Source organism: Tepidibacillus fermentans (assembly GCF_004342885.1).
Taxonomy (GTDB): Bacteria; Bacillota; Bacilli; order Tepidibacillales; family Tepidibacillaceae; genus Tepidibacillus; species Tepidibacillus fermentans.
Window position 1 is genome coordinate 1 of sequence record NZ_SMAB01000023.1, and the last position, 22184, is coordinate 22184.

Below are 22184 nucleotides of genomic sequence, written 5' to 3' on the forward strand. Positions count from 1 at the left end.
ATCTACCTAGGGGAACTCTCAAATACCGATTACGCTTACATAATATATTTGTATATATTTGTAAAAAATTTCTCCCACAAAAACTTGACACAAACGTTACCTTAGGTGAATTTGACTTTAGACAGAATACTGATTAGAATAATAATAAATATACTAGGTTCACTAAAACAGGTTTGAATAAAAACGATGATAGGGAGGAGTAAGTAATCCTTTCCTTTAAGAGAGGGAAACCCTTGGCTGGAAGGTTTCCTAAGGTAAAATTACTGAAGGTCGCCCAGAAGTTGTCCATTTGAATGTAATAATAGTAGAATGGATCGGATTCTTTCCGTTATCAGCTCAAGAGCATGATGAGGTATTTCTCACTCATGAACAAAGGTGGTACCGCGAACTCTTTTCGTCCTTTGAGATGAAAAGAGTTTTTTTAATTAATGGAACTATGGTGAAGAGATTTGTGTATTGTAACGCACCCTGTTGTCCGTGTATTTCTTTGATTAACTGAAGGTAAGAAGTACACTCCCAAAAGTCGCTGCTTTTACAATACACAAATCTAAATAAACACGTGTAAATCCAACATGAAAAAGACTTTAAAAAGAATGGAGGAGTAAGAAATGGCGGAAAATCTCGAATTGCAAATTCCTACAACTTATGATCCAAAAGATATAGAAAAAAAATGGAGTCAATTTTGGCTGGAGCATGATCTCTTTCAGGCAGGTAAAGATCTAGAGAAACCACCTTATTCTGTAGTAATCCCACCACCCAATGTTACAGGGATGCTCCATATTGGACATGCCCTTGACTTTACCTTGCAAGATATCATTGTTCGCATGAAAAGAATGCAAGGGTTTGATACCCTTTGGTTACCAGGAACTGACCATGCAGGAATTGCGACACAGGCGAAAGTAGAAGCCAAATTACGTCAAGAAGGAACTAATCGTTATGAACTGGGTCGAGAAAAATTCCTCGAACAAGCTTGGAATTGGAAAGAAAAGTATGCCAATCGTATCCATGAGCAGTGGGGGAAATTAGGTCTATCTCTCGACTATTCTCGTGAACGTTTCACACTTGATGAGGGACTATCGAAGGCAGTTCGGAAGGTATTCGTCAGTCTTTATGAAAAAGGGCTCATTTATCGTGGGGAATATATTATCAACTGGGACCCTGAAGCAAGAACGGCGCTATCCGATATCGAAGTTGAGTATAAGGAAGTCATGGGTGCACTCTATCATATGAAGTATCCATTAAAAGACGGAAGTGGCTATATCGTAGTAGCTACAACTCGTCCGGAGACAATGTTAGGGGATACGGCTGTTGCTGTTCATCCAAAGGATGAGCGTTACCAGCACTTGATCGGCAAAACGGTTGTTCTACCCATTACAGGTAGAGAAATCCCCATTATCGCAGATGAATACGTGGATCGTGATTTTGGTAGTGGTGCTGTGAAGATTACTCCTGCTCACGACCCTAACGATTTTGAAATCGGACAACGTCATAACCTGCCAAGAATCCTTATCATGGATGAATCAGGTAAGATGAATGAAAATGCTGGCAAGTATCAAGGTTTAGACCGTTTTGAGTGCCGTAAGCAAATCGTCAAGGATTTACAAGCCCAAGGTGTTCTCTTCAAAATTGAAGAACATCTTCACTCTGTAGGTCATAGTGAACGTACGGGGGCTGTGATTGAACCATATCTTTCTACTCAATGGTTTGTAAAAATGAAGCCACTTGCAAAACAAGCCATACAACGTCAAAAGAGTGGGAATGGAGTACGTTTTGTACCGGAACGATTTGAAAAAATCTATCTCAATTGGATTGAAAATGTTCGCGACTGGTGTATATCGAGACAACTTTGGTGGGGACATCGAATCCCGGCATGGTATTGTGAAGAGTGTGGGGAGACCATCGTATCGATGGACGATCCAACCACTTGCCCAAGTTGTGGTCATCATCATTTGAAACAAGATGAAGATGTTCTCGATACTTGGTTTAGTTCTGCTTTGTGGCCATTTTCCACAATGGGTTGGCCAAAACAGACGGATGATCTTGAACGATACTATCCAACCAATGTGCTTGTTACGGGTTATGATATCATCTTTTTCTGGGTGGCTCGGATGATCTTCACTGCTCTAGAGTTCACTGGCGAAATTCCGTTTAAAGAAGTTTATATTCATGGTCTTGTAAGAGATAGTGAAGGTAGGAAAATGTCCAAATCGCTTGGAAACGGGATTGACCCGATTGAGGTGATCGATCAATATGGTGCCGATGCGTTACGTTTCATGATTTCAACAGGTAGTACACCTGGACAAGATCTCCGATTCCATTTTGAACGGGTAGAAGCTGCACGCAATTTTGCCAATAAGATTTGGAATGCTTCTCGTTTTACCATTATGAATTTAGGTGACTTTAAAGTAGAAGATATGGACCTAAGTGGTTCTTTAACCACTGCGGATCAATGGATTTTGCATCGATTGAATGAAACAATCAAGGATGTCACTCGTTTATTAGAACAGTATGATTTTGGTGAGGCTGGAAGAATTTTGACCCACTTTATTTGGGATGAGTTCTGTGATTGGTATATCGAATTGTCTAAGCTATCATTGTATGGCGATGATGAGACAGCGAAAAAGACAACAAAATCCGTCTTAACCTATGTTTTAGATCATACATTACGTTTATTACACCCATATATGCCATTTATTACTGAAGAGATCTGGCAACATCTCCCTCATGAAGGTGAAAGTATTTCTATCGCACAATGGCCTGAATATCGTGACGAATTTGTCAATGAGCAAGCGGCAAAAGAGATGACCTTATTAATGGAAGTGATTCGTTCAGTACGAAACATTCGGGCGGAAGTGAATGCGCCATTAAGCAAAACCATTCAATTAATGATTAAACCAAGCAATGAAGAGAATCAGTTGGTTTTAAACAAAGGAATCCGTTATATTGAGCGTTTCTGCAATCCAGAAAGATTAGAAATTTCAACAACAATTCAACCACCAGAAAAAGCAATGTCTGCTGTAGTGACAGGTGCAGAAATCTATCTTCCATTAGCAGGATTAATCGATATTGAACAAGAAATGAAACGATTAGAAAAAGAATTAGAAACCCTTAACTATGAAGTAGAACGAGTTCAAAAGAAACTTTCGAATCAAGGATTTGTTTCAAAAGCTCCTGCCGATGTGGTAGCAAAAGAAAGAGAAAAAGAAAAGGATTACCTTGACAAACGCGAAAAAGTTCTTGCCAGAATTCAAGAATTAAAAGGATAATCGTTAGAAAAAAGCTTTTTTAGGAGTGGTTTCCTGTTCATTATGATTTTCTAAAATCATACTATAATGAAGAGGGTGGAGGAAAATGGGTGATATTCAAGTAAAAACAAAAGAAGAAGTGATTAACTGGATTCACGGCCGTGAGAAATTAGGAATAAAACCAGGTCTTGAACGAATGGAATGGATGCTAGAACGAGTCGGCCATCCAGAGCGACATCTGAAGTTTGTCCACGTTGCCGGAACGAATGGGAAAGGTTCCACTGTAAGTTTTACCAGCCAAGTTCTCCGTAGAAATGGATATACCGTTGGGACATTCACATCCCCATATTTAATTGATTTTACAAATCGAATCCAAGTGAATGGTGAGGATATTTCCGAGGAAGATTTGGTTGAAATCGTCAATCAATTGATTCCACTTGCTAAGGAACTGGAGCAAACAGAATTAGGCGGCCCCAGTGAATTTGAAGTGGTTACCATGATTGCGATCCTCTATTTTGGGAAAATTTCTAAACCTGATATTATTATTTGGGAAACAGGATTAGGTGGGCGTCTAGATTCAACGAATGTCGTTTATCCTCTTGTATCGGTCATTACCAATATTGGCTATGATCATATGGAATATTTAGGGGATGATCTAAAATCGATCGCGTGGGAGAAAGCAGGGATTATTAAGTCAGGTGTACCTGTAGTATCGGGTGTAGAACAGGATGAAGCAAAAGCAGTGATCCATGAAGTGGCCAAAGCAAAACGAGCAACGATTTATCAGTTTGGTGAACAATTTTCTGTTGTAAAAAATAAAATAGATTATAGTGGAAGTAATTTTGATTTTAAAGATGTGTTCTTGACCATGCCAAACATTGAAATTTCATTGATCGGGGCGCACCAAGTAAAAAATGCTGCCGTTGCTTTAATGACACTTGAAGTACTCCGCCAATTTTATGCCTTTCAAATTGAGGAAGATTCCGTTTATTCGGGAATGAAATATACGAACTGGCCTGGAAGACTTGAAAAGATTTTAGAAGAACCTCTAGTTATTTTAGATGGCGCCCATAATCCGGACGGAGCGACAAGTTTAGCAGAGGCGATTCAATTATTCGAATATAAACGGCTCATTCTAGTCACGGGAATTCTAAAAGATAAAGCGATTCAAGGATTTTATCAACCCTTAGTACCATTGGCTGATACACTTATCATTACAGAACCAGAGTTTCCACGAGCTGCGAAAGCAGAAGAAGTAGCGGAGATTGTTCATTCCATAGGTGGAGCAAAAAAAGTTCTAGTAAATGCGAATTGGAAAGAGGCTGTTAATACTGCAATTCGCGAAGCGGGCAAGGAAGACCTAGTCATTATTACTGGTTCTTTATACATGATTTCTGATGTGAGGAAATACATTTTCGAATATTATAAAAAGAGTTGAAGGTTGGTGAATAAGGTGAATAAGTCACAACGAGTTCATTTTATCGGGATAGGTGGCTATGGAATGAGTGCGATTGCACGAGTCATGCTTGATATGGGGTACCAAGTAAGCGGTTCAGATATCGCTCAAAAAGACTTAACGGATAAACTACGTGCCAAGGGAGCTAATATTTTTATCGGTCATCAAGAATCAAACATTGCAGGTGCGGATCTAGTGGTTTTTTCCACCGATATCCCAAAAAACAATGTGGAATTATTGGAAGCAGAACGACGGAATATTCCCCTTATTCACAGGTCTGAAATGCTAGCTCGATTATTAAATGAGAAAAAAGGAATCGCCGTAGCTGGTGCTCATGGGAAAACCACGACCTCTTCTATGATCGCATTGGTGATGGAAAGAAATCATTTGGATCCTACCTTTGTGATTGGTGGAGAAGTAATGAACATTGGAAGTAATGCGAAAGCAGGAAAAGGGGATTATGTGGTTGCGGAAGCGGATGAAAGTGATGGTACATTTTTACAATATTATCCTTACATTGGCGTTGTGACGAACATCGAAGCGGATCATTTAGAAAACTATGATGGTAATTTTGATAATCTGAAAAAAGCCTACTATAGCTTCTTACAACAAGTGAAACCAGATGGTTTTGCTGTATTAGGCTATGATGATCCTTATATTCAGGAGATGTTACCTGAGTTAACAGGAAAAGTCATTACTTTTGGTCTTGATTCTCGGGCAGATATGGTGGCAAAGGATTTGCAATTTGTCGATCGAATCTCTTCTTTTACCGCAGTCTATCGTGGGAATACTCTTGGAAGGGTCCAATTATCTGTACCCGGTAAACATAATGTATTAAATGCTTTAGCTGCAATGGTTGTTGGTCTTGAGGCTGGAATTCCTTTTGCAGGAATCGCTAATGCATTACAAGAATTCACAGGTGCGAAAAGAAGATTCCAAGTCATTGGGGAGTATCAGCAAATGATGGTCATTGACGATTATGCTCACCATCCTACTGAAATACAAGCAACAATCAATGCAGCAAAAGCAACAGGAAAACGGATTATTGCTGTATTTCAACCACAACGATACACAAGAACTTTCTTCTTATTAGATGCATTTAGTCGTGCTTTTGCTGAAGCAGATGAAGTTGTTATTACCAATATTTATTCTCCAGCAGGCGATCATCATATCGAAGGTATTGATGCGAAGAAGTTGGTCGAATTAATTAAGAAGAATAGCAATGAGAATGTAAAGTTTTTCCCTACTAAAGAAGAAGTGTTAGAATACTTAAAAGGAGTGACAAAACCGAATGATCTCATTTTGACGATGGGAGCAGGAGATATTTGGAAGGTTGCTTATCAACTCGCTGAGTTTTGGAAGGAAAAAAAGAAAGAGAAAGAAAAGAAATAAGCTACGATATAATCGGAAAAGAAAATTTCTTCACAAAAAAAGTGACTCGTAAGGTATGTCACTTTTTTTAATGTAATCAATGAATAGATTTGATTATTAACAATTTTTCAAAAATATTTCATTCTCTATAAAAGTAAGAAATGGTATGATAGACTTATGATAATAGACTTATTTTTGTTCAAGTGAATTTCATAAGGGGAGCTTTAAGATGGAAAATAAAGGGAAAAAGGATAATTCTCAAACGATACAAGATCAGGAGCTGAAAAACGGAGATATTCCAACGGAAATGATGCCTACCAAGAAAAAGAGGAAGCGTATTGGTGACCTGCTTGTAGAAACGGGATTTATTACCCAATCTCAACTTGAAGAAGCCCTTAATGAACAAAAAAAATCAAAAAAAAGGCTAGGAGATATCCTGATTGCCAAAGGTTATGTATCCGAACAACAAATTATTGAGGTCCTTGAATTTCAATTGGGCATCCCTTATGTTAGCCTTTACCGGTATCCAATTGATCGTAATCTTATTCAGCTGATTCCTGAGAAATTAGCGATCAATTATCAAGTGCTTCCATTAAAGAAAAATGGAAATAGGTTATTCGTTGCAATGGCTGACCCTTTAGATTATTATGCAATTGAAGACTTAAGAATGACGACAGGTTTTCAAATCCACCCAGTTATCGCCACAAAGGAAGAATTATCTAGAGCGATTGACCGCTACTATGGAATTCAAGAAACGGTAAATGAGATTATGCAAAATCTTCCTAAAGAGGAAGAGATGGATGAACAGTTGCAATCAGAAGATGCGCCAGTGAGCCGAATGGTGAATCAAATCATTCAAAATGCGGTGAAACAACGAGCAAGTGACATTCATTTTGATCCCCAAGAAAATGAATTGCGCGTTCGATTTCGCGTAGATGGTCAAATTCGTACAGAACAAGTTTTACCCAAACACATGCAAGGAATCGTCACAGCAAGGTTAAAAATTATGGCACAATTAAATATTGCAGAAAAACGTTTGCCCCAAGATGGTAGAATTCAACTAGAGGTTGATTATCGATCGATTGACATTAGGGTTGCTACGCTACCAACTGTTTATGGTGAGAAAATTGTTTTACGGATCTTAGATTTAAGTCAGGCAATTAAACAAATTGAACAAATTGGTTTTTCCAAAGCCAATGCAGAAAAGTTTCGACAAATGATTCGTAAGTCATATGGTATTATCTTGATAACAGGACCAACGGGTAGTGGTAAATCATCTACATTATATGCTGCATTAAATGAGTTGAATCGAGAAGATGTTAATATTATCACGGTAGAAGATCCCGTAGAATATCGATTAACAGGTATTAACCAAGTTCAGGTGAATGAAAAAACAGGTCTCACCTTTGCAAGGGGACTACGTGCAATTCTTCGTCAAGATCCCAACATCATTATGGTTGGGGAAATTCGAGATTTGGAAACAGCAGAAATCGCGATTCGTGCTGCTTTAACAGGACATCTCGTTCTAAGTACCATCCATACCAATGATGCGGTATCAACTGTTACAAGACTGATCGATATGGGAATTGAACCGTTTCTCATTTCTTCTGCTTTAACAGGTGTTGTTAGCCAGCGACTAGTTCGTAGAATCTGTATCGATTGTGCAGTTCCATATGAACCGACGATTGAAGAGAAAAAAATTCTCGAAGAATATCAAATCGAATTACCACAGCTCAGAAAAGGAAGTGGCTGTGCAAAATGTAATCGAACGGGATACAAGGACCGAATTGCCATACAAGAATTATTAGTATTAGATGATCGTTTGAAACAAATGGTTATTGAAAAGCAACCAGATTCTGTTTATCGTCAATATCTAAAAGAAAAAGGGTTTGTTACAATGTTTGAAGACGGCCTTGAAAAAGTCAAACAAGGTCTAACGACAATCTCAGAGGTTGTTCGAGCAACCTCCAATGATTGAGGAGATGAAAACTTGTATACAATCGAACAATTGATGAAAGAGGCTTTTGAAAAGAATGCTTCTGATCTGCACCTAACCGTAGGGGCAAAACCTACCTTCCGGATCCATGGGAAACTAACACCGCTTGAAGTAGCGCCATTAACGCCCCAAGATACGGTCAATTATTTAAAAGCAATCACAACAGAGTCACAATATCAGAATTTTTTGCAAAAGGGAGAAATCGATTTTTCTTATGGTCTAGCAGGCATCTCCCGTTTTCGCGTGAATGCATACCAACAAAGGGGAACGGTTAGTCTAGCGATTCGCGTCATTCCAACAAAAATCCCTTCATTGGAAAATCTGGGAGTACCTAGTGTGGTACATTCTTTTGTTGAAAAACCACAGGGGCTTGTACTTGTAACAGGTCCAACCGGAAGTGGTAAATCTACTACTCTTGCCGCCATGATTGATTTAATTAACAAAACTCAACATAAACATATCATTACGTTAGAAGATCCGATTGAATATTTACATCGACATGGGAAGTCACTGATTGATCAACGGGAAATTGGAGTTGATTCATCCAGTTTTGCGTCAGCTTTACGTGCGGCGTTACGACAAGACCCTGATGTGATTCTTGTCGGTGAGATGAGGGATTTAGAAACGATTTCAACCGCTGTTACTGCAGCAGAAACGGGACATTTAGTTTTAGCAACATTACATACATCTGGAGCAGCGAATACGATTGATCGAATTATCGACGTGTTTCCTGCTCATCAACAGCCACAAATCCGCCTGCAATTGGCATCCGTATTGCTGGGGGTCATCTCGCAACGATTATTACCGATGATAGATGGATCAGGTCGTGTGGTAGCAATGGAGATTCTCGTGAATACTCCAGCTGTTGCAAATCTCATTCGCTCGGAAAAAGTTCATCAGATTCAAACCGTCATGCAAACGGGAAAGAGTTTTGGAATGCAAACGATGGAAATGGCGCTTCAACAATTAGTAAAACAAGGAAAAATCGATGAATATACGGCAAGACAATATTACATTTAAGTTCGTAAAGTGGGTGGACAAAGGTGGCCCGTTTTCAATACTTAGCCATTGATAATAAAGGAATACGTACAGAAGGGACCATCGAAGGGAATTCACAAGAGATTGCTATTGCGGAATTAAAGAAACAAGGGATGTATGTATTACATATCAAGCAGGATAAAATGTCCTTTTTACAGAAAGAGATTATACTCGGCAAGATTGTCAAGATTGAAGAACTGGTTGTGTTCACAAGACAACTTGCAACATTAATTAAATCTGGTGTCACTATTGTTGATTCCGTTCGAATACTTGGTGAACAGACAACAAATAAACAATTTCGAAAAGTGATTCAGCAGATTGAGTATAGTCTTCGAAATGGAGAAACCTTTTCGTCGACACTTGCAGAGCATCCAAAAGCTTTTCCTCCGATTTTTATCAATATGGTCCGAGCAGGAGAAACAGCTGGGAATTTGGATGAAACCTTAGAGAGTGTGGCTACCTTCTTTGAGAAGGAGCATAAGACAAGATCAAAAGTCAAATCGGCAATGACCTACCCGATTGTCATTAGTATTCTTGCCATATTGGTTACCATATTCCTTTTGATCAAGATCGTACCGAACTTTGTGAAAATGTATGCCGATTATGGTGCAACATTACCACTACCAACGCGGATTATCATCGGGATTAGCAACTTTATTGTCGGTGGTTGGTATGTGATCTTGTTTTTAACTATTGTATTAACCGTCGGATTAATGATTTTCAAAAAAACGGATCAAGGGCGATATATGCTAGATTATCTGAAATTAAAGCTTCCCATTTTTGGCAAACTGGCGCAAAAAGCGGCGATGGCACGATTTGCACGTACACTAAGTGCCTTATTAAAAAGTGCAGTACCAATTCTACAGTCATTAACAATGGCTAGCCAAGTGGTTGAGAATGAGGCAGTAGCTCGTCCGATTCGGGAAGCAAGAGAGAGTCTACGTCAAGGGAAATCTTTACATGAACCTTTAAAAGAAAATGGGATCTTTCCCCCGCTTGTTACTCATATGATTGCAGTTGGTGAGGAAACAGGAGCCATTGATGAAATGTTGAACAAAGTGGCCGAATTCTATGAAAACGATGTCGAAACGATGACCGATCAATTGAAGTCTTTAATCGAACCATTATTGATCGTCTTCATGGCAGTGATTGTCGGTACGATTATCCTTGCTGTTATTATGCCAATGTTTGGAATCTATGACATGGTCGGAAAATGATTTAGAAGAGATATTCCCTTAAAATACGTGGCCGAGAGTGCGATCCTCACAGGCCACTAAAAAGATTATTATTTTAAAGTAAAGATAAAAAAAAGAATGGGGGAGGTGAGAAGGATGACTAGAAGTTTATTTAGAAAACAGTTATCTAACCAACGTGGTGTGACGTTAATTGAGCTATTAGCAGTTATCGTTATCTTGGGGATTATAGCAGCGGTGGCTGTGCCTGCTGTGTTAAGTAATATTGATGACAGTAAAAGTAAATCAGATGCAGCCAATTTGCAGATTATTAATGACGCTATTGAAAGATACCAAGTTATAAATGGGTCGTATCCAGCAGGTAGTACGGTTGGTGAGATAGTGGCTGTCTTAATGTCAAATGCGAATGGTGGGCCATTTATCAAAGACTTTCCAGCTACTCCACAACAGGATGGAAAACAATGGACCTACGATTCAACAAATCATAAAGTAGGCATTTCAGAATAACCAACACCAGACGGCTAAAAGAGCAGTTTAATCCCCCTCATTTTGAGGGGGCTATTTAAAAGAAATTTCTCATTTTAGAGGTATAATCCTATGAATCTATTATTATTGATCTTATATATACTCTTATCCCTATTCATCGGCTCATTTCTCAATGTAGTCGCATTACGCATACCAAAGAATGAATCGATTCTCTTTCCCTCTTCCCATTGTCCTGCTTGTAACCACAGATTAGCTGCGATTGATCTTATTCCTATCTTCAGTTATTTTGGTTTACGGGGAAAATGTCGCTATTGTGGGGCAAAGATCTCACTCATTTATCCTTTTGGCGAATTCCTAACTCTCGTGATTTTTTTACTAATTCCTTATTTTTTTGGAATTTCAAAAGAGCTTTATATCGCTTATCCGTTTGCAATGGTAATGATTGTTGTCACATTAAGCGATATTCGCTATCAAATCATCCCTGATAAAATCACTTATCCTGGTATTCTATTTTTTCTTGTCCTCCGTCTATTCATCCATCCTTTACCCTACCTGCATTATCTCTTAGGAGCATTGATTGGCGGGGGATTGTTACTGCTTATTGCTATCATAAGTCGAGGTGGAATGGGCGGAGGGGATATCAAACTCTTTTTTCTTATTGGTTTGGTCTTAGGATGGCAAAATACCTTACTAGCTCTTTTCCTCTCAACAGGAATCGGAGCGATCATTGGTGGACTTTTGCTATTACTTCGAATGATCAAACGGAAGCAAATGATCCCTTTTGGTCCATTTATTTTTATCGGTACTATGATTACCTATTTCCTAGGAAATCAGATATGGGAATGGTATTTAGGTTTATACTAAGATGTTTTTAAAAAGGGGGCATCCCAATGAAAATACGAAAAGCGAATAATGAACATGGGATGACACTCATAGAGTTATTAGCAGCGATTACGATTTTAGCGATTATCGTTGGCCCAATGTTTCAACTGATTGGTCATGCATACACCAATTACATCGAAGATCAGCGAAAAGTCAAAGCGTTGACAATTGCACAGCAGAAAATGGAAGAAGCAAAGACAAATCAAAATTGGTTAATGACCTATGATAAAGCTGGTTATGTTTTAGCCCAAGGGCCGGCCTACTTAGCAGATGATCAGAATTACTATATTGTCGACAACAACACCATTGATGGATCATATCAATATTTAATTCTCATGAAAACTAGTGATACGGATGTGGATTTTGTGAAAATAAAAGTCGAAGTGTTTTGGAAAGAAGTGAAACCGGAGCGACAAATCACGTTTATCATCTCGGAAGCGAGGAGGCCAAAACCATGATTCGGCTTTCCGATCAAACAGGTGTGACATTGGTTGAGCTCCTAGCTGTAGTTGCGATCCTTAGCATGATTATCATCGTAATCTCTACTGTTCAATTTCAATTTTTAGATTCTTACCAAGAAATCAACGAAGGCTCATTTCAAACCGATGAAACAGTTTTTTTTATTCAATTTTTTTCAAAACAAGTTCGGGAAGCAAAAGAGATCAGTATCCAACCGTTAATTCCAACTGCTCCTTCGCAAGGGACGAAAAAAGTTATCATTACGAAAAGTACAGGAGCACAAGTTGAATTTGAATTCAAAGAGGGAACAAGATCGATTGAATATCATGATAACACTACAGTGACAATATTGGTTGATCATGTAAAAGTAGATGATAATAACTATCAATTTCGTGTAACTAAAATCAACCAAGATGGGAAGATCGGTGTCCATCTTACATTACAAACGGATAAGATGATTCCTATAGAAACGACGGTTTATTCTCTGGTTGCTACAAGCAACTAAAATGGGGAGGGGGAGTACCATGTTTCCATTACAAGTTATGAGAAATGAAAGAGGATCAGCATTGGTCATGGTACTGGTATTAACGATAGTTGTAGGAATATTAGGAACGAGTTTGATTTATCTTACATCAGTCCATCATCAAAATATATTAAGACAAGAATTAAAACAACAATCTTATTATGCCGCTGAAGCAGGAGTAAAAGAAGCAATAAAGAAAATCGAGGAAGACGGAACCGATCAGTTAACGATGCCATTAACAAAAACACTATCTGATCAACCTACGATAACCTTCTATGTCCCCAATCCTAATACAACGGATGGAAAGATTGTTTCCATTGGAACTGCCAAATTAGGTGATCAATTGGAAGCAACGACGGAAATATCTTTTAAGCTTAACACGAAACATATCATTTCTGAATTAGAAAATAATAAGCTATTTCAATATACATTGTTTAACAGTGTTGATGATAGTAATGCAGGAGGATTAAAACAAGGCGGGAATCATAATCTATATCTGGGAATTGAAATCAACGATGCTGCACCAAATGGCTATTTGGTGAACAATATTACAATTCATGGGGATGTTTATGCAAAAAATTATTTTCTTTATAGGGAAGGAGATAAAGGAGTTCATTTTAATGGCGCAAGATTAAATTCCTACCAAAACAAAGCTTTTTACCAAATCATTTTCGATGATCAAAAAGATAAAGATGACCAAAAAGACACAAATGATACTCCTAAATGGAAACAAGTGGAACTAACGGAAGCGAATGTAGGGATATTTTTCTCTGGTGTAACGTTAAATAATCATGAGGAAAAAATTGGCTATAACCATAATCATGGAAATGAATTTGAGAATGTACTTAACGTATTATCACCAAAATTAAAAACGATCCAAGGTATCGGAAAAGATGTTCATATAACTAATGAAAATAAAGATGAAATAATCGATCGAATCTATCAGGAAACGAATGGATATTTACATGTTCTAGGCGACTTCATTGTTGATGAAGGAGTAGAGATTACATTTCCAAAAGATTTTGTTGTCGTAGCAGATGGTGGTATCATGATTGGAGCAAAAGCAGGGAACAACAGTAATTCGGCTGTCAAACTGAAAGGAACAAATATTCTTCTTATTGGGAAAGGCTATCTTTCTTATACCCAAGCAAATATTGATCGTTCACCGATAAAGGATAGTAAATATCGCTCCAACTATCTCAATATTCGTAATGGAAACGGTCATTCAGCATGGAATGATATGAGTGTGTTGATCAGCCATCATGCCGAAATTGATGGTTGGATCCTGGGTAGTAATCACGTTGTTTTTGATTATAAGGATAATGATTTAAGTGGTCAGAACCTCGTTAAAATTCGTGACGGTGTGATTGCAGATGAGATCTTATTTCCTGCAGACATGATTCTTGGAGATAATTCTACGACAATTGAAAGTTGGGCCGTAAAGTAAAAAGATAGGGAAAGAAGGAGAGGTGGCCACATTGTTTCATCGATTCAAGTTTCGGCTGAACAAAAATAAAAGGCAACTTGCTATTTGTTTTGAAGAAAAAATGATTCGCTTCATAGAAGTAACCTTAAATCAAGAGCGAATTGTTGAGATTCACCAGGCTTTTTCATTGGAGAATAAGCTGATGAATGAAGCAGGTCATGTCGACAAGGAAAGTTGGAAACGGTTTCTAAAAGAAACAGTAAAGCCATATAAAATCAAAGCTAAACAAGTTCATGTTGTGATTCCAACATCCAATGTCATCGTTCGTCAACATGTCATGCCCAATCTCCCAGAAAAAGAGTTAAAACAAATGATACACTATGAGATTGGCAATACCATTCACTTACCTTTTGAATTACCAGTGGTCGATATCGTAAAAATAAAAACAGAGGGAGCAATCTATAAAGATGACGGTGAAGAGGGAAGTCAAGTTGTCTTAGTTGCTGCACCAGGTCAGATGATCTACCCGATTGTTGAGGGACTCCTCGATGTTGGCCTAGAAGTCAAAAGTGTCGATATTCCTGCTACGAGTTTATATCGCTTGTTTAAAACGAATTATCCAGAACGAAAAGAGGAGCCGATGATTATTGCTGAGATCATGAATCATGGTGTTGACTTACATATCTTCGACCGAGGAATTTTATGGTTTACCCGTCATATCCAAATGGATTTTACTGAAGAACCCTCATTAATCGAGGGAACAATCAATGTCAAGGCTTTATTAGAGAGGATCCAATCTCAAGAATACTACCAATCTTTTGTGTTAGACTTAGCAAATGAAATGGAACGGGCGATGAATTTTTTCCAATATACATTAAATAACCGAGACCAAGCGATTAACAGTTGTTGGATCGTGTCAAAGCATAAGTTGAATGAAAATTTTTACCTTTATTTGCAAAACAGATTGGAAATCGAGGTAAACCCTTTAATTTATCAACCTAAATCTACAAAAGTAATGTCTGTAGATTTGAGTGGCTATGACAAAGGAATAGGCACACTTTGTAGAGAGGTGACCAACCGTGGAAATTAATTTATTACCTCAAGTGCCTACAACGCAAAAATATCGTTTTCAAATCGCTATTGTCGTAGGTGTCATCGTTATCTTGTTTAGTGCTTTTGTTGGTTTTCAAATTTGGTATAAGACGAATCAAATAGAAAAACAAAAAATCATACTTCAACTGTTGAAAAGCGAACGGGAAACAAAAGAAAGTCAGTTAAATCAAGAACAACGAGTTGCGCAATTCATTAAAACCTATCAAAAAGAATATACTCGCTTAAAAGCAGCAGATATCAACTGGGTTCCGATCGTCGATGAAATAAGCAAAAGATTACCTAGCGATGGTCGTATTATCCAAATGAACTGGTCTGATGATGGAACCATTAAAATGGTAGGCGATTTTTCTTCATTAGAATCGATTGGTCAATATTTTCAATTATTGAATCAATTAGAATGGATTGAGCAAGTAGATTTTGTAAATGCACAGGCCCAAAATCAATCAACAAGTGGACGTTTTCAAGTGTTATTGAATGTGAAAATAAATCAGGAATCGCTCTACATGATCAATACCTTGTTGGGAGGGGATAAAAAATGACGGAAGGACGTAAAGCATTATTGTTGATTTTCGTCTTTTTTATCTTTATGGGTGGATTTTATCTTTATAAGACAGCAGGATTCAATAAAGAATTGAAGCGATTAAACGAAGAAATTGCAAAAGAGCAAGGTTTACTACAAAAAATTCAACAAGAAATGACGGGCATAAAAAGAGAACCTAAAATCGATGATGTCGCCAAATATGCAGAAGCCCTCCCTGCCGAAATCGGAAATGCGCAGATCTTACAATTTTTTCATCAAGTGGCGATGAAAAATAAAATCGAAATTCTTACCTTAGACTTTGAGGATCATCAGCAATATGAGGAAAACAAGCAAATGAATCATAATGATTCCTCTAATGATAAAAAAAACAATAGGAATCCAAGTCAAACCACTGATTCTGGTGTAAAAACGGTAAAGATTAACCTAACTGTACGAGGAGATTATAATCAATTACGTAATTTCGTTCAGGATATTTATCAATCCACACGAATCTTTCATCTCGCTAATTGGCAATGGTCGGTATCAGGGAATTCGCCTGTGGTACAAATGGTATATAAGACTTATTATTTTCCTCAACTTGAAAAAGAATTGCCACGACTTAAACCGATTCCTACCTATGAACCTGCGAATCGAAATAATCCAACATAAATGCAAAGTAAAGGCAGACTTGATTTTTTGAGTCTGCTTTTTTATTATTTTTTGTTCTATCAATCTCGTGAATTCATATATATGAATTAAGAGATTAGGACAAAGGGGTTGATTTGTGATGGACAAGCCAAGAATAACGATCAGGCTGAATCAGCCAAACGATCAAAAGTCACAAGCTAGAATAAACAATCAAGAGCAACGAAGAGAGATAGAAGGATCACAACAAGAACAAGAACTCACAAACAAGCAGGAAGAAGCAATTACCGCACTCGAGATGGAAATTCGTAAAGCGAATGAAATTCAAATTGAACGGGAAAAGAAACAGATAGAAGAACAAAGAATGGATCCTGAAATTGAGATCAATGAAGAATTTTATCAAAGGAAACCACGGAGAAAACAACCTAGAATCATCTCATGGTTCTTTTCAACTGAGGATGAGAGGAATAGACGTACAATGACATCTAAACCGACATCCAGACCAAAGATAAAATCAAATAAAAGAGTAAAAGGGCAATACCAGATCAATCATCAGATTATAAAGACCATTGGTGTTGGCATCGGTGCTATTGCCACAGGGGTTTTATTTGGTTTTATTTTATTACACTTCTTTATCACACCGATGATGGTGGGAACAGATTCCGTTCTCACCAATACGAATGTCATGCAACCTAGATCAAATGCTAGCGTAGTCATTCCGCAAAAAGTGGTCTATCTTCTTCAGTCAGGCGTGTTTACAGATAAAAATGGTGCAGAAGTTGCTGCCGCTACATTCAAAAAAGCAGGAAAAGCAGCAATTGTGAAAGAAGGAAACCCTAACCATGTATTCGTGGGAATTGCCCCAGATAAAGCACAAGGAGAAGTGTTAGTTGAGTTACTCAAAGCAGAAGGTCAACAGACCTATCTCAAGCCATATACGATTAAAGAATACCAAGCAAATATGAGCAATGAAACGTTTCAAACCTTTTTATCATGGATCAATATTGGTGATCAAATGGTGCAATGGTTAGCCAACCATTCAATCACATTATTAAAAGACGCAAAAATAACGGTAAATGACACAGAGATTCAGAAATATCATCAACAATTTTTAACTGAGGCACAAGTGGTGCAAGAAAAATTAGGAAAAGAAGGAAAAGCAAAAGAGCAGCAAACTGTAAACATGATGATTGAGCAAATGAATTATGCAATGACTGCATTTCAGCAATATCAAAAGACACAAAGTTCCCAATATTTATGGAATGTTCAAGATTCCCTGATGAAATATGAATTAGCATATGAAACACTTGGACAATAATGTTCTAACTTTTGGAAAAAGAAATCATTGTATTCTTGGAAAATGGGTGGGATAATAAAAAAGGAAAAAGTAACAATTAGGGAGCTAGATTAACTTATGACAGAATATCGTATTGAAAAAGATCTATTAGGAACAAAAGAGGTCCCGAAAGATGCATATTATGGTATTCAAACGATGCGTGCGGTTGAGAACTTTCCGATCACAGGTTATCCACCACATAAAGAATTGATTCGCGCATTTGGATATGTAAAAAAAGCTGCGGCGATTGCCAACCGAAAAGTTGGCACCTTAAATCCAAGGATAGCTGAAGCGATTATACAAGCAGCAGATGAAGTCATAGAAGGGAAATTACATGAATATTTTATTGTTGATTCGATTCAAGGCGGCGCAGGAACATCATTTAATATGAATGCCAACGAAGTGATTGCCAATCGAGCCATTGAAATCTTAGGTGGCGAAAAAGGTGATTACTCCATCGTGAGTCCCAATACTCATGTCAATATGGCCCAATCAACCAATGATGCTTTCCCAACTGCCATACATATCGCCATTTTGAATTTATCAAAAGGTTTATTAACAGTGCTTGAACAACTAAAAGAAGCATTTGAGAAAAAGAGTCAAGAGTTTGACAATGTTATTAAGATGGGAAGAACGCATCTACAAGATGCTGTTCCGATTCGCTTAGGTCAGGAATTTGGAGCTTATGCGAGAGTAATTGGTCGGGATATTACCAGAGTCGGGCAATCCATTCAACATTTAGACGAAGTGAATATGGGGGCTACGGCAGTAGGGACAGGATTAAATGCAATGCCTGAGTATATTCAATTAGTCGTACAAACTTTGGCTGAATTAACCGGACTACCGTTGAAAAATGCGACGAATCTAGTGGATGCTACCCAGAATACAGATGCTTATACCGAAGTATCTTCGGCATTAAAGATTTTAGCGATTAATTTATCGAAAATCGCCAATGACATCCGTTTAATGGCTTCTGGACCACGAACAGGGTTTAATGAGATCAATCTACCTCCTCGTCAACCAGGGTCATCGATCATGCCAGGGAAAGTAAATCCAGTAATGGCAGAAGTGATCAATCAGATTGCTTTTCAAGTCATCGGCAATGATCATACGATTTCATTAGCTTCTGAAGCTGGACAACTTGAACTCAATGTGATGGAGCCTGTTTTAGTGTTTAATTTGCTTCAATCATTAAGTATTTTGCAAAATGGAATCCAAGTCTTTACGAAGTATCTCGTAGAAGGAATTACAGCAAATACAGAACGTTGTAAACAACTGGTAGAAAATAGTGTAGGGATCATCACAGCGATTAATCCACATGTAGGTTATGAAACAGCTTCACAAATTGCGAAAGAAGCCATCACGACGGGAAGACCTGTTCGGGAAATCTGCTTAGAAAGAGGAGTATTAACTGAGAAAGAGTTGGATACGATCCTTGATCCAAAGGAAATGACAAAACCAGGAATTGCTGGAGCAAGATTATTATTCAATCGAAAATAAAAACATTCACCTTGTATATGTTTTGGGACTGACCGTATAAGTCAGCCCCCTTTTTTTATGTATCCTTTTCATTCAACAGAAATACATGTACAACGGAGCATGTATACAAGTAAGTAATACAAACCTACTTTTTACTACATCCAAAAGTTTAAGCTTGTCACCTTATATCTGTTTTGTTAAACTGAAAATAACATGTAAAAAATTGCAAGATATTGAGGAAATATAGGGAGAAATCGGGAAATATGAAGAAAAAGCAAACATCAATCCTCATTTTACTACTTGTCATCGGGCTCATTCTTGGAAGCCTTCTTGGAGAAATCTTTGCCGATACTTTACCCTTCTTAGCAAAATCCCAGCAGATTGTATGGCATCCTCAAGGAGATTTCAATATTTTGAAGTATGATTTTAACATTCAGGTTAAACTAAACATAGCGAGTATTCTTGGTCTTGCTCTTGCTTTTTGGATTTATCGAAAACTTTAGGTGGGATGATATGAAAAATAATGTAAAAACTCTTATACTGGCATCTTCATCACCAAGGAGAAGAGAATTATTAGAACTAGTGGGTGTCCCTTTTTTCGTTCATGCCAGTCAAGTCAGTGAAGAAGTGAGTCAGAACCTCCATCCTTCACAAGTTGTAGAAGAATTAGCCTTACGAAAAGCGGAAGATGTTTCGCAATTTTATAAAGAAGGGCTTGTAATTGGAGCAGATACGATTGTGGTTTTGGATGAGCAAATTCTTGGAAAACCCAAAAATCGATCGGAAGCTTTTACCATGTTGAAAATGCTTCAAGGACGATCACATACTGTTTATAGTGGCATTGCCATCATCGATTGTCAGTCAAAACGGAAAGTCGTCTCTCATCAAAAAACAAACGTGAAAATGAGAGCACTATCTGATGAAGAGATTCGCGCATATATTTCAACAAATGAACCCTTAGATAAAGCTGGCTCTTATGGTATCCAAGGGATTGGAGCGATCTTAGTTGAACGAATCGAAGGCGATTATTTTAATGTGGTCGGTCTACCTTTAGCTTTATTATATGATTTGTTTAAACAATTCAACATCTCGATATTAAATGATTTTCATGCCCAAAAGCAAATCTAATACATCTTAGTGTCCACTTATGCAATGGGGGAAATAGGAGGCAAAAGATGGACAAGAAGAATATTATGGTTCGTGATGTTCCTTTAGATGAACGTCCACGTGAACGCTTAATGAAGTATGGGGCAGAACAATTAAGTAGTAGTGAATTATTAGCCATCATCCTTAGAACAGGAAGCACCAATGAATCCGTTCTTCAATTGGCTACAAAAATTCTGTCGAAATTTGAAACATTACAAAGTCTATATGACGTTACTATTGAAGAACTGATGATGATAAAAGGAGTAGGAAAAGCAAAAGCAATTGAAATTAAAGCGGCAATTGAATTTGGAAAAAGAATTGTAAAAGCTACACCTACTGAAAAAGAAACGATTCGCTCACCAAGAGATGTTTTTGCATATTTAGGTGAAGATATGAGATTTTTACGACAAGAGCACTTTGTTGCAATCTTGTTAGATACAAAGAATCATATTATTGCAAAAGAGACGATCAGTGTTGGTTCATTAAACGCATCAATCGTCCATCCGAGGGAAGTTTTTAAACCTGCGATTAAAAAAAGTGCGTCTGCGATGATTGTTGCCCATAATCATCCGAGCGGTGATCCCTCGCCAAGTCGTGAAGATATTGAAATAACAAAACGGCTTTACCAAGCAGGAGAAATCTTAGGAATCGATTTATTAGACCATGTCATAATTGGCGAAGATAAATACACCTCTTTAAAAGAAAAGGGATTAATTGGATAAAAAAATACTAATGAATTTATTGAAATAAAGGATTATAATTGTTTGATGTGACAAGATAAACCTTTAGAAAGATTTGCATCATTGTTGAACAGGAAGGGAGAACTTATACGATGTTTGGTTCACGATACATTGGAATAGATTTAGGCACTGCGAATACACTTGTATATGTGATCGGCAAAGGGATTGTTGTTAGAGAACCTTCTGTAGTTGCAATCATGACCGAAACGGGAGAAATCAAAGCGGTTGGTAATGCAGCAAAACAGATGATTGGTCGTACACCTGGTAGCATTGTTGCAAGGAGACCAATGAAGGATGGAGTTATTGCAGATTTCGATACAACCGCAACGATGATTCGTTATTTTATTAATCAAGCTATGAAAAAGAAAAGTTTTTTTCATAGCAAACCTTACGTAATGGTTTGTGTTCCTTCTGGTATAACCGAAGTAGAAAAACGTGCGGTTATTGATGCGACCAAATTAGCAGGTGCAAAAGAAGCAGAAACCATTGAAGAACCGTTAGCTGCAGCAATTGGAGCAGACCTTCCCGTTTGGGAACCAACAGGTAGCATGGTTGTAGATATCGGTGGTGGAACAACAGAAGTTGCTGTCATTTCTCTTGGCGGTATCGTAAGTACACGTTCGATCCGTTTGGCAGGAGACGAAGCCGACGAATCGATTATTCAATATGTAAAGAGAAAATATAATTTAATGATTGGTGATCGTACGGCAGAAGAGATTAAAATCCAAATTGGATCAGCGATTGCACCAGAGGTAGAAGAATCGATGGAGATTCGAGGCCGTGACTTGATAACCGGGTTACCAAAGACATTAATCATCACGTCATCGGAAATTGCCGAAGCACTATCTGATACCGTAAATAGCATTATTGATGCAGTGAAAATTACTCTAGAAAAAACACCACCAGAATTAGCTGCCGATATTATGGATCGGGGAATTGTCTTAACAGGTGGCGGTGCTTTATTACGTAATCTTGATCGCCGTTTAAGCCAAGAAACAGGTATGCCAGTGATTGTTGCAGAAAATGCCCTTGATTGTGTGGCGATTGGTACAGGAAAAGCATTAGAGCATATGCATTTGTTAAAAAGATCATCTAGAAAACGTTCTAAAAAATAAACATATATAAATATA

20 protein-coding genes and 1 other annotated feature are annotated in these 22184 nt (G+C 37.8%); all 20 genes read left to right on the forward strand.

Going from position 1 to position 22184, the window contains the following annotated elements; genetic code table 11:
* Window positions 1-177 precede the first annotated feature (177 nt).
* Window positions 178-405 (forward strand) — a binding site (T-box leader).
* A 203-nt stretch (window positions 406-608) separates the two neighbouring features.
* Window positions 609-3266, forward strand: coding sequence for a valine--tRNA ligase (locus tag EDD72_RS11115; RefSeq protein WP_132770312.1), 2658 nt, complete (start codon window positions 609-611; stop codon window positions 3264-3266).
* 85 nt (window positions 3267-3351) lie between these two features.
* Window positions 3352-4683 (forward strand): bifunctional folylpolyglutamate synthase/dihydrofolate synthase, encoded by a 1332-nt coding sequence (locus EDD72_RS11120; RefSeq protein WP_132770315.1) that lies wholly within the window; start codon window positions 3352-3354, stop codon window positions 4681-4683.
* A 15-nt stretch (window positions 4684-4698) separates the two neighbouring features.
* Window positions 4699-6093 (forward strand): UDP-N-acetylmuramate--L-alanine ligase, encoded by a 1395-nt coding sequence (murC, locus tag EDD72_RS11125; protein ID WP_132770365.1) that lies wholly within the window; start codon window positions 4699-4701, stop codon window positions 6091-6093.
* 289 nt (window positions 6094-6382) lie between these two features.
* Window positions 6383-8050, forward strand: a complete 1668-nt coding sequence (locus EDD72_RS11130; protein WP_132770367.1) for a GspE/PulE family protein — start codon at window positions 6383-6385, stop codon at window positions 8048-8050.
* Window positions 8051-8083: 33 nt separating this feature from the next.
* Window positions 8084-9088, forward strand: a complete 1005-nt coding sequence (locus tag EDD72_RS11135; protein WP_132770369.1) for a type IV pilus twitching motility protein PilT — start codon at window positions 8084-8086, stop codon at window positions 9086-9088.
* Between the two features lie 23 nt (window positions 9089-9111).
* Window positions 9112-10323 carry a type II secretion system F family protein gene (locus EDD72_RS11140; RefSeq protein ID WP_243643832.1) on the forward strand — a complete coding sequence of 404 codons (1212 nt, stop codon included), beginning with the start codon at window positions 9112-9114 and terminating at the stop codon, window positions 10321-10323.
* 114 nt (window positions 10324-10437) lie between these two features.
* Window positions 10438-10806: a type II secretion system protein gene (locus EDD72_RS11145; protein ID WP_165895068.1), complete on the forward strand. Its 369-nt coding sequence runs from the start codon at window positions 10438-10440 to the stop codon at window positions 10804-10806.
* A gap of 90 nt (window positions 10807-10896) precedes the next feature.
* Window positions 10897-11649, forward strand: coding sequence for a prepilin peptidase (locus EDD72_RS11150; RefSeq protein ID WP_132770320.1), 753 nt, complete (start codon window positions 10897-10899; stop codon window positions 11647-11649).
* Between the two features lie 26 nt (window positions 11650-11675).
* Window positions 11676-12125: a type IV pilus modification PilV family protein gene (locus EDD72_RS11155; RefSeq protein ID WP_132770322.1), complete on the forward strand. Its 450-nt coding sequence runs from the start codon at window positions 11676-11678 to the stop codon at window positions 12123-12125.
* Window positions 12122-12631 carry a PilW family protein gene (locus EDD72_RS11160; protein ID WP_132770324.1) on the forward strand — a complete coding sequence of 170 codons (510 nt, stop codon included), beginning with the start codon at window positions 12122-12124 and terminating at the stop codon, window positions 12629-12631. Before EDD72_RS11155 ends, EDD72_RS11160 begins: the two co-directional genes overlap by 4 nt.
* A gap of 19 nt (window positions 12632-12650) precedes the next feature.
* A complete protein-coding gene (locus tag EDD72_RS11165) occupies window positions 12651-14096 on the forward strand; it encodes a pilus assembly PilX N-terminal domain-containing protein (RefSeq protein ID WP_132770326.1) in 1446 nt (481 codons plus the stop codon).
* Between the two features lie 31 nt (window positions 14097-14127).
* The gene (pilM, locus tag EDD72_RS11170; protein ID WP_165895069.1) at window positions 14128-15165 is read left to right on the forward strand and encodes a type IV pilus biogenesis protein PilM; all 1038 of its coding nucleotides are present in this window, start codon (window positions 14128-14130) and stop codon (window positions 15163-15165) included.
* Window positions 15155-15727: a PilN domain-containing protein gene (locus EDD72_RS11175; RefSeq protein WP_132770330.1), complete on the forward strand. Its 573-nt coding sequence runs from the start codon at window positions 15155-15157 to the stop codon at window positions 15725-15727. The genes pilM and EDD72_RS11175 overlap by 11 nt, the downstream gene beginning before the upstream one ends.
* Window positions 15724-16377 carry a hypothetical protein gene (locus EDD72_RS11180; RefSeq protein WP_132770332.1) on the forward strand — a complete coding sequence of 218 codons (654 nt, stop codon included), beginning with the start codon at window positions 15724-15726 and terminating at the stop codon, window positions 16375-16377. Before EDD72_RS11175 ends, EDD72_RS11180 begins: the two co-directional genes overlap by 4 nt.
* Before the next feature lie 118 nt (window positions 16378-16495).
* Complete coding sequence (locus EDD72_RS11185) at window positions 16496-17671, forward strand: SPOR domain-containing protein (RefSeq protein ID WP_132770334.1); 1176 nt, start codon at window positions 16496-16498, stop codon at window positions 17669-17671.
* Between the two features lie 96 nt (window positions 17672-17767).
* A complete protein-coding gene (gene aspA / locus EDD72_RS11190) occupies window positions 17768-19189 on the forward strand; it encodes an aspartate ammonia-lyase (protein WP_132770336.1) in 1422 nt (473 codons plus the stop codon).
* A gap of 242 nt (window positions 19190-19431) precedes the next feature.
* Window positions 19432-19671 (forward strand): DUF4321 domain-containing protein, encoded by a 240-nt coding sequence (locus EDD72_RS11195; protein WP_132770338.1) that lies wholly within the window; start codon window positions 19432-19434, stop codon window positions 19669-19671.
* A gap of 10 nt (window positions 19672-19681) precedes the next feature.
* Window positions 19682-20296, forward strand: a complete 615-nt coding sequence (locus tag EDD72_RS11200) for a Maf family protein (RefSeq protein WP_132770341.1) — start codon at window positions 19682-19684, stop codon at window positions 20294-20296.
* Window positions 20297-20343: 47 nt separating this feature from the next.
* Complete coding sequence (radC, locus tag EDD72_RS11205) at window positions 20344-21036, forward strand: RadC family protein (RefSeq protein ID WP_279388108.1); 693 nt, start codon at window positions 20344-20346, stop codon at window positions 21034-21036.
* 110 nt (window positions 21037-21146) lie between these two features.
* Entirely contained in the window at window positions 21147-22169 is a 1023-nt protein-coding gene (locus tag EDD72_RS11210; protein ID WP_132770343.1) for a rod shape-determining protein, read from the forward strand.
* The last annotated feature ends 15 nt before the right edge of the window (window positions 22170-22184 follow it).

Bases quoted from the DNA above. Each gene is read 5' to 3' on its own strand.
- EDD72_RS11115 (WP_132770312.1), top strand. From the start codon at position 609: ATGGCGGAAAATCTCGAATTGCAAATTCCTACAACTTATGATCCAAAA.
- EDD72_RS11120 (WP_132770315.1), top strand. From the start codon at position 3,352: ATGGGTGATATTCAAGTAAAAACAAAAGAAGAAGTGATTAACTGGATT.
- EDD72_RS11130 (WP_132770367.1), top strand. From the start codon at position 6,383: ATGCCTACCAAGAAAAAGAGGAAGCGTATTGGTGACCTGCTTGTAGAA.
- EDD72_RS11135 (WP_132770369.1), top strand. From the start codon at position 8,084: ATGAAAGAGGCTTTTGAAAAGAATGCTTCTGATCTGCACCTAACCGTA.
- EDD72_RS11145 (WP_165895068.1), top strand. From the start codon at position 10,438: ATGACTAGAAGTTTATTTAGAAAACAGTTATCTAACCAACGTGGTGTG.
- EDD72_RS11150 (WP_132770320.1), top strand. From the start codon at position 10,897: ATGAATCTATTATTATTGATCTTATATATACTCTTATCCCTATTCATC.
- EDD72_RS11155 (WP_132770322.1), top strand. From the start codon at position 11,676: ATGAAAATACGAAAAGCGAATAATGAACATGGGATGACACTCATAGAG.
- EDD72_RS11160 (WP_132770324.1), top strand. From the start codon at position 12,122: ATGATTCGGCTTTCCGATCAAACAGGTGTGACATTGGTTGAGCTCCTA.
- EDD72_RS11165 (WP_132770326.1), top strand. From the start codon at position 12,651: ATGTTTCCATTACAAGTTATGAGAAATGAAAGAGGATCAGCATTGGTC.
- EDD72_RS11180 (WP_132770332.1), top strand. From the start codon at position 15,724: ATGACGGAAGGACGTAAAGCATTATTGTTGATTTTCGTCTTTTTTATC.
- EDD72_RS11185 (WP_132770334.1), top strand. From the start codon at position 16,496: ATGGACAAGCCAAGAATAACGATCAGGCTGAATCAGCCAAACGATCAA.
- aspA (WP_132770336.1), top strand. From the start codon at position 17,768: ATGACAGAATATCGTATTGAAAAAGATCTATTAGGAACAAAAGAGGTC.
- EDD72_RS11195 (WP_132770338.1), top strand. From the start codon at position 19,432: ATGAAGAAAAAGCAAACATCAATCCTCATTTTACTACTTGTCATCGGG.
- EDD72_RS11200 (WP_132770341.1), top strand. From the start codon at position 19,682: ATGAAAAATAATGTAAAAACTCTTATACTGGCATCTTCATCACCAAGG.
- radC (WP_279388108.1), top strand. From the start codon at position 20,344: ATGGACAAGAAGAATATTATGGTTCGTGATGTTCCTTTAGATGAACGT.
- EDD72_RS11210 (WP_132770343.1), top strand. From the start codon at position 21,147: ATGTTTGGTTCACGATACATTGGAATAGATTTAGGCACTGCGAATACA.